General features: G+C 34.5%; 11 protein-coding genes. All 11 read right to left on the bottom strand.

Annotation, left to right across the window (positions count from 1 at the left end):
* Positions 1-260: 260 nt before the first annotated feature.
* A complete protein-coding gene (locus V7068_RS13495) occupies positions 261-962 on the bottom strand; it encodes a CpsD/CapB family tyrosine-protein kinase (RefSeq protein ID WP_499713215.1) in 702 nt (233 codons plus the stop codon).
* 10 nt (positions 963-972) lie between these two features.
* Positions 973-1710: a YveK family protein gene (locus tag V7068_RS13490; protein WP_499713214.1), complete on the bottom strand. Its 738-nt coding sequence runs from the start codon at positions 1708-1710 to the stop codon at positions 973-975.
* Between the two features lie 162 nt (positions 1711-1872).
* Positions 1873-3672 (bottom strand): ABC transporter ATP-binding protein, encoded by a 1800-nt coding sequence (locus V7068_RS13485; RefSeq protein ID WP_499713213.1) that lies wholly within the window; start codon positions 3670-3672, stop codon positions 1873-1875.
* A gap of 24 nt (positions 3673-3696) precedes the next feature.
* On the bottom strand, positions 3697-4866 hold the full coding sequence (locus tag V7068_RS13480; protein WP_499713212.1) for a nucleotidyltransferase domain-containing protein: 1170 nt from the start codon (positions 4864-4866) through the stop codon (positions 3697-3699).
* Positions 4867-4876: 10 nt separating this feature from the next.
* Positions 4877-5296 carry a lasso peptide biosynthesis B2 protein gene (locus V7068_RS13475; protein WP_499713217.1) on the bottom strand — a complete coding sequence of 140 codons (420 nt, stop codon included), beginning with the start codon at positions 5294-5296 and terminating at the stop codon, positions 4877-4879.
* A gap of 58 nt (positions 5297-5354) precedes the next feature.
* Positions 5355-5651, bottom strand: coding sequence for a lasso peptide biosynthesis PqqD family chaperone (locus tag V7068_RS13470; RefSeq protein WP_499713211.1), 297 nt, complete (start codon positions 5649-5651; stop codon positions 5355-5357).
* 3 nt (positions 5652-5654) lie between these two features.
* Positions 5655-6584, bottom strand: coding sequence for an aldolase (locus V7068_RS13465; RefSeq protein WP_499713210.1), 930 nt, complete (start codon positions 6582-6584; stop codon positions 5655-5657).
* A 103-nt stretch (positions 6585-6687) separates the two neighbouring features.
* Positions 6688-6816, bottom strand: a complete 129-nt coding sequence (locus tag V7068_RS13460; RefSeq protein WP_499713209.1) for a paeninodin family lasso peptide — start codon at positions 6814-6816, stop codon at positions 6688-6690.
* Positions 6779-8773, bottom strand: coding sequence for a lasso peptide isopeptide bond-forming cyclase (locus V7068_RS13455; RefSeq protein WP_499713208.1), 1995 nt, complete (start codon positions 8771-8773; stop codon positions 6779-6781). Before V7068_RS13455 ends, V7068_RS13460 begins: the two co-directional genes overlap by 38 nt.
* 200 nt (positions 8774-8973) lie before the next feature.
* Positions 8974-9534, bottom strand: coding sequence for a group II intron maturase-specific domain-containing protein (locus V7068_RS13450; RefSeq protein ID WP_499713216.1), 561 nt, complete (start codon positions 9532-9534; stop codon positions 8974-8976).
* Positions 9535-9895: 361 nt separating this feature from the next.
* A complete protein-coding gene (locus V7068_RS13445; protein ID WP_499713207.1) occupies positions 9896-11488 on the bottom strand; it encodes a long-chain-fatty-acid--CoA ligase in 1593 nt (530 codons plus the stop codon).
* Positions 11489-11720 lie beyond the last annotated feature (232 nt).

Below are 11720 nucleotides of genomic sequence, written 5' to 3'. Positions count from 1 at the left end.
AAAAGATTAAAGTATTAAAGTACTAAATTATAAAATCTCTTAGAAATTTCATAATTTAGTACTTTAATAGTAAAATGGGGCATTTAACCCCCCCTCACACCACACCCTTGACGACTTGCGTCTAAGGTTTATTTCAACCCACAGTATGATCGAGTGCCTCCGTTAATAACGGTAAGGAGACATCACCGAATCTATTTATTCATTTTTCAATCACAAATAGTTCTTTATAGAGAACAAATAGTGTAAAAAAATTTATTAAGTTACATTTTTATATTAAACAGTCTTTGGAGAAAACTACGAGAATTATCATTTAAGATTACTCCTAGTATCTTATCTTCCGCAAACTTTAAAATCCTGGTTGTTTCTAATGCATGCTTTAATTCGGTTTTACCATTACTATAGACTAAAATAATTCCGTCGCAATAGTCGGCGATTATTTTTGTATCTGTGACTTCTCGGACTGATGGTGAATCGATAAGAATTACATCATAAGATTGCTCAACTGTTTTTAAAAAATTTTTCATTATCTTCGAACCAATTAATTCACTTGCATTGGAAATCATTGTTCCACTTGCTAACACATCGAGTGAACCAATTCCTGTTTTGAAAACCGTTTCTTCTAAGCTAATATTTTCATTTAATAGAATATCAGTTAACCCGTTTGGGTTCGTGATTTTAAAAATTTGATGAATTGAAGGATTTCTAAGGTTAGCATCAATCAAGAGCACCTTATCTTTTTGTTGAGCCATTGAGACCGCTAAATTCGCAGCTGTTGTTGATTTTCCTTCGTTCATGCCAGGCGAAGTAATAAGGATTTTTTTCATTACTTTATTGACCGCTGTGAACTTGATATTAGTACGAATGGTTCGATATTGCTCAGAGATGAGAGATTCTGGATATGAGAAAGTGACTAAATTTCGTTGTTTAGTGTTTGTATTTGTCGTTCGTTTATCTAAAGACAAGGAAATCACCTCATAATTCTATTCCTGCTCGTTTAGATTGTTTAGTAGCAGTGGAATTGTTTATATTTTGAAGATTCTTCTTAGTATTCGTGTTCCTCTTATTCATTTTCGATACTTGACCAATAACAGGTAGTCCAACTAATTCCTCTATCTCTTGTACTGAGCGAAGGCGATAATCTAATGTATTTAACAAGAATACAAGACCAACACCTGCTATCAAACCGATTATTCCATATTTAAGGATTGTTGAATTTTCATTCCCATTAATCGGGTATGGATTCACTTTAGCATCTGATAAATAGCGCACATTTTTAAACCCAACAATATTCGGCACTTCTTCTTTAAATATTTTTGCTGTTGTATTGGCAATTTCTGCTGCTAAGTAAGGATCCGGACTGACAACACTAATACTTACAACCTCTGAATCATCTATACTTTCGACTGTAATATTCCCAGCTAGTGCTTCTGGTGTCATTGGCAACTTCATCTCATCGACTACTTTTTGAAGAATTGTTGTGTCTTTGATAATAACTTGGAGTGTTTTCATTTTTTCTTTAGTAGCTTCAATGATAATTCTTGTCGATGTTTGATAAAGTGGTGAAGAAGTTGTTGTAGTAAAATAACCTGCTAAGGTAAATAAAACAGTTAAGATGATTACAACCCAAAATCGTCTTTTAATGATATCAAAGAGTTCTTTTAAATTAATTTCTTTAGCCGTACCATTGTTTGTATTGGAAATATCCTTCATTAAACCACCTTTTCATTCTTTATTAAGAACTAAATTATCATCTTTAAAATTCTGAGTTGCTGTATTAACTTTTTAATAAAGGCTATCATATCTATTATTTTAGTTCTATATAAAGAACAAGTCAATTGGATTTTACAAAATATTTCAAATTTCTCTGAAATATCACGAAATTACTTCCATCTGTTTGCCGAGTAGGTGACTAAATAACCCTGTACTTTGTTTCGATAGTTCGTTGAAACTACCTTGTTGAATAATCTCTCCCTGCTCCATAACTATGACCTGATCTGCAGTACGAATCGTGGACAAGCGATGAGCAATAACGATAATCGTCATCCTTCCTTTAAGTGTTTCAATTGCGCTTTGGATTTTTGCTTCATTTTCTGTATCTAATGAACTCGTTGCTTCGTCTAATACAAGTATGGAAGGTTTTCTTAAAATAGCCCGAGCTAGTACAAGTCGCTGCCTCTCCCCACCTGATAGCCTAATTCCTCTATCACCAATGAGTGTATCTAAGCCTTGAGGAAGCTTCCTCACAAAATCTGCAGCTGCCGCAAAATCCAGTGCCTCCCAAATATGTTCCTCGCTTGCATTAGGTTCAATTAACAATAAATTTTCCCGTATAGTTGTGTTAAAGAGGAAAGGATCCTGGGGAATATAGCTTATGGATCTTCTTAATGATAACAAATGTTCACTAGTAAGAGCGATATCGTCTACCCTTACTTCTCCTTTCTCTGGCTGATTTAGTCCCATTAAAATATCAATTAAGGTACTTTTTCCTGCACCTGAACGTCCTACAATCGCTGTCATACGATTGGTTGGGATAAGTAAATTGATATTTTGCAGTGCATATGCACCTTCATTTTGTTTATATCGAAAATATACATTCCGACAATCCAATCCACATTTGATATGGAGAGGCTTTACGTTTTGATAATCCCGGTTATATAATTCCCTAGCCTCCAAACATTCATTTTGTAAATGAAGTAATTCCTTAAAAGATGGAATAATAGATCCTAGCTGCTCCAAATTGGATTGAATTCCAGAAAACCTTGGCCATAATCTTGAAAAGATAATTATAATTAACATTAATTGTACTGACTGAGCTTGGAAGATTTTTATAGAAAAAAACACAAAAATAGCAATTAAAAAGGCAGAAACGACTTTGTATATAAATTGGGAAGTTGTATTCAACTTAACCATTTGGATTATATTTTGTTCTATTTTTTCATTCAATGAAAGAAACGACTTCAAATGAGTTCTTTCAAGAGAATTACTCTTAATATCCTTAATTCCGTTAAATTGATCTGTTATACCTGCTAAGTATGATTGTGTTAACTGGAAAGTTTCTTGCCCCAGCGTCTGGGATTTTTTTATAAATGTTTTAGAGCAGAAGATAAGGATTAGCCCAAAAAATAAAATAAAACTAGTCATTTTTATAGACAAATAAAGGGCTATTCCAATTTGAATCAAAGTAAAAATAAGAGATGACAAAAACTGAAGAAATAAATTAATACCTCCACTTACTCGAAAGATTTCATTTGTCATTAAATGGATGATTTCTGATTTCCTCTTTTTTAGATAAAATCCCCAATTTGCCTGCAATAAATTTCGATATGTTTCTTCTCTTAAATGTTTGATAAAGCTTTGTTGAATTTTGGCACCTAATATTGTTTGACTTCGCTTAAAAATCCCCTGACCTACCATTAGTAATACATAGATGCTTAAAATGATTATTAAACTAATCGTTTCTGGAATTCCTATGAAAAACTCGTTCATCCAGCTTAAGATAGGAACTTCCGTTGTATCGATGTCTAAAATTCCTGTTAGACCTATAAGGGGAATTAATAAAAAAACTCCTACTCCCTCTAATAAACTTATTAAAATCATACAAAAAAGATTGATATAAAGAATTTTTCCTGAAAAATCATGTATCCGTTTAGTAAAGTACAAGATTGACTTCATATCTATATCCTCCTATGAGAGTACCTATCTCCTTGTTTTTCTCCATGCACATAAAAGAGGACGTAAGGGGAAATAGAAAAAATGAATTTTTGGGGGTAATGGTAATGTCTCGACATCTATAGGAAACGGATACATCCAACTTAAAACATATAAGAATTTCTGACGAGTGGACATAAGAGAATACAAATGTCGTTGATGGTATTTAGAAATTTTATCAGGAACGGGCTCTGTATGTAAATTCACCATTTTTTCGAGATAAAATATTGCCTCTTGTGCTAAACGTACTGGACGGTTCCCTTGAATGACTGGCTTCATTTCTTTCGTTATAGAAGTACCTAACAATTGTGAGCATAAAATAATCGCTTGTCCACCTATATGCAGATAATGATATTTTTTTAATAATTGTTTAAGCTCAGGCCAATTCAGATTTTGCTTTAGTATTTGATGAATATCAACTAACCAACGAAGCCGTGACCAACCATGACGCGCACCATGGGTTACGAGAAATAAAAACAAATCTTCTTTTCCTAAGGTATATATAGGAAAACTAGTGATTGAACTAATTCTTTTTCTATCCCACAATTTCTCAAAACTTGGTTCCTTTCCAGGACCAGGATTTAATCTCCAATGGACTTCAAGCTTAATTTTTTTTTCAGGATGATAAAATGTGAGATGATGATGTCTCCACTTCCAATCACTTAATACAGTTTGAAAATAATCATCTTTTATATACCCTGTCTCTATGAGGAGCATTTCAACTTTTTCAAGGCTCTTTAAGGGCACTAGAACATCTAAGTCACTGGATGTACGAAGGGAAATATCTCCGTACAGATCTGAACCAAGCATAGGACCTTTTAAAAAAAGAATACGAATCTGATTGTTCATTAATACTTCATTGACTTTTTTCATTTCCGAAGTTAAGTGCAGCATTTCAAAAGTATTTCTTTTATAATGATATTGTATGGTTTGTAACACAGCTAACGGAACCTGATTTTCTGCTTTTTTTAATTCAGAAAATAATAATGGATACACACGATGGTGCAGCGATTGCTCAATAAATAAATTCCAATTTATATCCTTGAACCGGACTTCATTTAGTAATTGTGCAGGATTATAGTTTTTCTTTATGATTTCTTTTATTAGTTTTAATTCTTTTGGAATAAGCGCCAACTCAAGACTGATATTCTTATCCATTACAATCTCCTTAAATACGATTATCGCTAATTTTTTTAGCAAATTTTCCAACAATAGTGAATTTCTCCATCCCCTCAAAACCTGTAATATATAATGCACCGCTACGTAACCAAGCATGAGCGATTAATTTTCCAGACTCTTCTTTTGCAGTTCCTAAATACAAAGTACTATCTATCTTTCGCCTTTCTAACATTTTCAACCCTGCAATAGCTTTGACTAGACATTGACTTTCCCAAAAAGTATAACGGCTCATGATATTAATAGCAGAGGATATTTGTTTTAATGTCTTTTCATTTGAAATTGCAGTAAATGACGTTTCAACCATTTTCTCACCTAATGAAGGAGCGATTTTAGAAAACGGAAGACTTTTAAGAATTCGGGCCCAGCCTAAGAATATAAAAGCCTCGATTAACAAAAGCTTCATTTTCATAGTTAGTGATAAAAACAACCTAAGCTTTCTCACAAATATTGAGCATCCTTTCTAGTTCTTATCTTTCTTCAATTTGTATTAGCCCTTCTTTATATAAATGTTCTACAAAAGATATTACTTCTTCCTCACACTTCTTTTTGTCTACATCATATTCAAGAAGTAAATGATTGATAAGATCTGAGACAGAGATTCGGGATTCTAAAGTATCCCAAATGACACCCCCAACTTCCCCCAGATTATAGTATTTTCCCCTATCAATACTCAATATAACTTTTTCGCCATTCATGTCACTTACAACATTTCCTAAACCTTGAGCTAATACATGATTTAACGTAATGTTTTGGTTCTTAATCATAATTTATTCCTCCCTATTTATAATCTCTAAAACTAAATCTGTTAATTGAGGAGCAGAAAATGTAGAAATCGGTCGGCATATTTGGTAAACGTCAATCAGATTTAACATTGAGGCAGAAATTGTAAAATGCCAATCCATTAATCCTAAATCTCGGATAAGAAAATTACGATAAGTATGATAGGAAAGTGTACGAAAACGCTCAAGTCCTTCTATAGGATGTATGTCTACCTTCTCATTTTCAGTTTTAACTAGTTCAAAAACACCTGCTAAGGGTAATGCTTCTACAAAGTATTGAGTATGAACAGGAACACAGAATTTGGTCTCCCTTCCATAAATGGAACGATATTCATCCATGTTCATACCAAACTCTATTAGACTCTCCCGCCATAGTTTTTGCTGAGGATAGGCAGGTGTTACATAAGGAATATTGTGTTCTGAAAGCGATATAGCAATCACATCATCCGTAAGAAGTTGATATCCCCGATTTAAAAAAGCTGTAGCCAAAGTTGATTTTCCGGCTCCTGAATCACCGATGAAAACATAGGCTTTTCCATCAATTGCTATTGCACTTCCATGTAACGGAAGTACTTTTCTCTGCATCAATAATGCGCCCATACATGTTCCAAGAACATATAGACGAATAATATCTTCTTCATATTCTGACAATGGTGAAATAACAATTTTCTTTCCATTCTGGATTAAAAATATAGCAATATCTTCAATTTCGAACAACACTAGATTTCTCTTTATAACAAACCGTTGTTGAGAAGAAGATAATTCAAACCATAACTCAGATAAATCATCCTTTTCAATAAAAATTTCAGCTAATTCTTCACTATTTCCAGTATGGAGAGGCAATTCCGGTAAAGGAATATCACTTAAGACTTTTAAGCCAAAAGCTTTGTACGCCACTTTATTAACAGTTTTCAACATCCTCTTCACCCCAACTACTTGACAATATCGATAGTAAAAGCCCCCATACATAGTAAAATTGTACAAGGGCAAATTACATAAAAAAATCCAAATAAGTATACTTTTAGGATTCGTGATGTCGACCGTATGCAGGCTCTCCATTATAAGCCTCATCATGATATCCTTCATATCCTGACGCCATTGTCATATCAATGTCAAGCATTTCCAATTCTGGTTTTTGCCATTGTTTCATAATTATCACCTCCTTTTAAAAACTTTTGCATGAATCGATAAACGATTAAACTTCGCATCGAAATCCTATAATCGGCTTGAATGGCATATTTGGCTAAAGGAGGCTGTTCACTAACTTTTGAAATCGCAGCTTTAACCACTTGTGGATTTAAAAATCGGAAAATTTCAGAATCATTTTTCAACTCATTGAGCTCCTCTATAAATACATTCCATGAGGGTATCATACGATAGACCCAATCAACACCTTGGACTCCTCTGACACTTTGATTCAACCTTACTTTATCTGGTAAAAGATTCATCATCGCATTTCGAATAAGAGCTCGATCTAAACCATTTTTCACATATTGGTTCTCTGGTACTGATAGACAAAACCGGACGACTCTTAAATCATTTGTAGGATCCCGTTTCCATAGTGAGTATCGTAAAGAAAGTTTCGTACTAAGAGTGTTCGTTGCATTCCAATGATACAACTTTTCAAAATGTTTTTTTCTTTCTGTATATACATTTGGAATAGAAGAACTATCAGTATGAATACCCTGTTCATTTAGTTTTTCAAATACCCTAGTCTTTACAGCTAATTCAGGGTTTATTATATTTGGAGAGTCGCTGGTTACAAATAACGGCGAATACTTATTAATAAAAGGAAAAGCAATCTTCCCAATAATCGGAAGTAATTTCAATTTGTTTTCACCTATATTTTTACTATATAAATGTAACTCTTGATAAAAGCGAAACCACTTTATTTTCTTTAAAAGTTCAGCTTGATATTCCAAGGCTGGTCCCCAAGATATCGTAAAGTTTCCCCTTCCTCCATTTAATAAGACACCTATATTACTCTTACTAGCTTCATAGAAGATTCCCTTTAACCAAATGGAGTTTTCAAAAAATTTATAAGGCATTTCCATAATGTCTAGAAAATCATCCAATTCTGTCAGAGGACTTTTTCCTGAAAAATCCAAATAATTCACCTTAATACCTCCGATATGTTGAGCAGTAGCTTGAATAAAAGGTCGTTCATCAGCAATTTTTGATTTTGGGGTAAAGTCTACAAAATCCTGAGCTGGAATAGAACTGAATGTCTGCAATGCTTTTTTTTCTTTTTCTAAAGCTTTGGATGCGTAACTAACCACTGAACCTGAATCTAATCCTCCGCTTAGATGAGCTCCAACCTGACGATAAGTACGTACTCGCGATACTATTGCTTCTTGTAACACTTCTTGTAATGCCTCAACGTAATCTTCATTCGACTTCAATTTAAGCTTCTTCTGTGGAGTAGAAAAATCACAGTACCTTCTAAATGTTACTTTCCCTCTAATTACTGAAATACTATGGGACGGGGGTACTTGTTCTACATTTTTATAAACTGTTTGATAAATATCGACAACATCAACTACTCCCGATATAGCCAAAAATTCAGCCAACCACTCTTCATTCAAATTCCTCTCAAGATAAGGAAGTGCAAGAAGTGGTGCAATCGTCGTACAAAAAGCAAATTTGTTATCATTTTTATGAAAATACAGCGTCCTACTTCCAGAAAAGTCCCTTGCACCAAAAAGTTTTTGCTGTTTTCGATCCCAAATCATAAAAGCGAAATCACCAATTAAAAATTTCGGACACTCTTCACCCCACTTTAGGTAAGAAAGCAATATTAGCTTACTATCTGGCATTCCTTTTCTATCAGCATAATGAACTTGTAATTTATCAAATAGTTCTTGTCGATTGTCTATTATGGCATCAGCTGTAATAGCTAATTCAGAATCATAATCATGATAAGGAAGTTGTTCACCCACTGATTCCGGTGTAATCCACTGTGCATGACAACCAAGAAAAACATTCTCGTCATACCATGTTTGTATATCATCGGACGGATATTTTTGTAACGCTGTCATAAGTGTTACACTATGTTGCAGATTAATAGGTTCGTTATTTAGATGATAGATTCCAGCTATTGCACTCAAAATTCATTTCCCTCCGATTAAACACGACTTCAAATTCCCGCCCGAACGTTCTTTATAAAGAACGTTACTAAAATTAAAATATCATTTATATCATAAAATGTCAATAAATAGAATAAAATAGAGTAGAGGGAAAATAAAGTAGTTTATTTTCGCCCATCTCACAACACCGTACGTATGGTTCGCGTATACGGCGTTTCAATTTATATTACAGTATGTACTTTTAGATAATGTTCTAAAGCAGAGGGAAGCCCCCTCTGCTTTAGTCTTTTGTTTGAAATGGCTCTTTGGACAACTTTCGATAATCCTATATACCAGTAACCTTTTCGACAATAGGTTAATCCTTTCGCTTCTTCCTCCGGAATCCCTAGCTTCATGAGTGATTTGATTTGTTTCTTCGATACTTTCCATTGTTTCCAGATGATGACCCTAATTCTAGAGCGAAGCTTCATATCTATTCGTTCCGTCACTTTTTTCATATTTGCTATCCTAAAGTAGTTTACCCACCCGAATATGACTTGTTTCAGTTTCAATATTTGATAGTCTAGTGGGACACCCAAATTTCGCCTTGTCAGTTTTCGAAGTTTCCTTTGAAATTTCTGTATTGAACTTGGGCGGGGTTTTACTTGGTATCTCTTATTTTTAACGTCATAATAATACCCGAACCCTAAAAATTTTAGTTCTTTTGGGCGGGAGATTTTACTCTTCTCTACATTAACTATTAATCCTAGTTTGTCTTCTATAAATCTCACGATTAATTTCATCACTCTATTCGCCGCTTTCGACTATACTACTGTACATCCGCAAGACCTCCCAGGGTAAGGCAAACTATCTTTCCTCTTTTACTCGCCTGATTTACTCTACAAAGTTACGCACACCTTTTGGACTTTGACTTGTTGTGAAGTCTCATCCTTTTATAAAGCCTTAGTATCAAATTTCTGTTCGTCGAGCCAAGATTTTATTCCACGCTTCCTCCAGCCCTTACCTCACGATAAGTACCTTGCGCTTCCTTAGTGGTTGGTCGATGTGTACCCCCACAGTGGACCTTCACCACCTAGATAGTTGCCATGCCTGGCACACACAAAAAGCCGACCATAAAATGATCGACTTTCATCACATTGCTTTTTAGTTCACCAAACGTTCACCTTTGCCTTGAGCCTTCCAATGATCATTACGGAGATGAACTTTTTGAATTTTTCCGGATGCTGTTTTAGGGAGCTCTTCGACGAAGGTAACTCCTGTAACTGCTTTAAAGTGTGCTAATCGTTCTCTTGAGAACTTAATGATTTCTTCTTCAGTGACATGTTGATTTTCTTTTAAAACAACAATAGCATGTGGAGTTTCACCCCATTTTTCATGAGGAGCAGCGATAACAGCAGCTTCAAGAATAGCTGGGTGCTCATATAATACTCCTTCTACTTCAATAGAAGAGATATTTTCTCCACCACTGATGATTACATCTTTCTTTCTATCAACAATATCAATATATCCATTTTCATCGATTGTCCCCATATCTCCTGTATGAAGCCAACCGTTTCGAATAGTTTCCATTGTTGCTTCTTCATTTTTCCAGTAGCCTAGCATCGTACCATGTCCTCTATATACAACTTCACCTATTTCTTTTCCATTATGAGCAACTTCTTCTCCGTTTTCATCAACAATTTTGAGCTCACAACCAATCATTGGATACCCTGCTTTAGCCTTCACTTTAGCTTGTTCTGATGGTGATAATTCAGGTAATGATGATCGAATCCTGGAAATCGCACTTACTGGAGAACATTCAGTCATTCCATAAATTTGAATGAATTCCCATCCTAATTCCTGTTCAACACGTGTAACAAACGCAGGTGGCGGCGCTGATCCGGCAATGAAAGTACGGACATCTTGCTCGAATTCAACAGGATTCTTCGCATGATGCTCTAGTAAAGCATTTAATACGGTTGGAGCCATGTTTAAAACAGTTACTTTACGAGCTTTCACTAGATTGTGAATAGCCGCTGGAGTAGCTTTTCTAAGAAAAACATGAGTAGCCCCGTTTGCTGTATAGGAAAATGGTGTACCCCAACCATTCACATGGAACATCGGTAAAACATGTAAGTATACATCACGGTCTGTAATACGGAAGTGATGCATAGTGCTTAGGGCATGAAGATAATTATTGCGATGCGTTAACATGACACCCTTTGGATTTCCTGTTGTACCACTTGTATACAGAAGGCTGCATACATCGTTTTCATCTAATTCAGCACGATTGAAAGCATCAGCAGAATATCTTTCTAGCCAAGCATCATAATCGATTTCAGGAGTTTCCTTGTCTTTATAATGAACAATAATATGCTCAACCGTTTCTAATCGCTCTTTAATCGGTACAATAAAATCATATAAATCTTGGTCAACAAATAATACTTTAGATTCACTATGGTTTAAAATGAATAAGTAGTCTTCAGGTTTTAATCGTATATTAAGAGGAACCATAACTGCTCCAAGCTGATACACGCCATAAAATCCTTCGAACATTTCCACTGTATTCGATGCTAAGTAAGCAACATGATCTCCTTTTTTAATTCCAAGATCTTGTAAACCATGTGAAAGTCTATTTACTCTTTCATTTATTTCTCGATATGTAAATACTCTATCATCACAATAAGCTGCTTCTTTATCTCCATATAAAGCAACTGCTCGATCTAAAAAGCGCGGCAACACTAATGGTACGTTCATGTTCTTCACTCCATCTCAAAAGTTTGAATTTACTGAATTCTCTGTATAATAATATTCCATTTTTTTGAAATAACAGTTATCATTCCATATGTAAAAGTTAAGTAGATAATTATTTCTTTCTACGGGCCCGTACTCTAACAAAGGTTGATACATTTTTTAGAAGCTTCATTGCCTAAATAATACCATATACTAGATATTTTTACAATATTTTTACTACAAATCCTATTTATAC

The sequence above is a fragment of the Bacillus sp. JJ634 genome, assembly GCF_036962285.1.
Classification (GTDB): domain Bacteria; phylum Bacillota; class Bacilli; order Bacillales; family DSM-1321; genus Peribacillus; species Peribacillus asahii_A.
The sequence above is the reverse complement of the archived record's forward strand: the minus strand, read 5'-3'. Positions and strand labels throughout refer to the sequence as shown.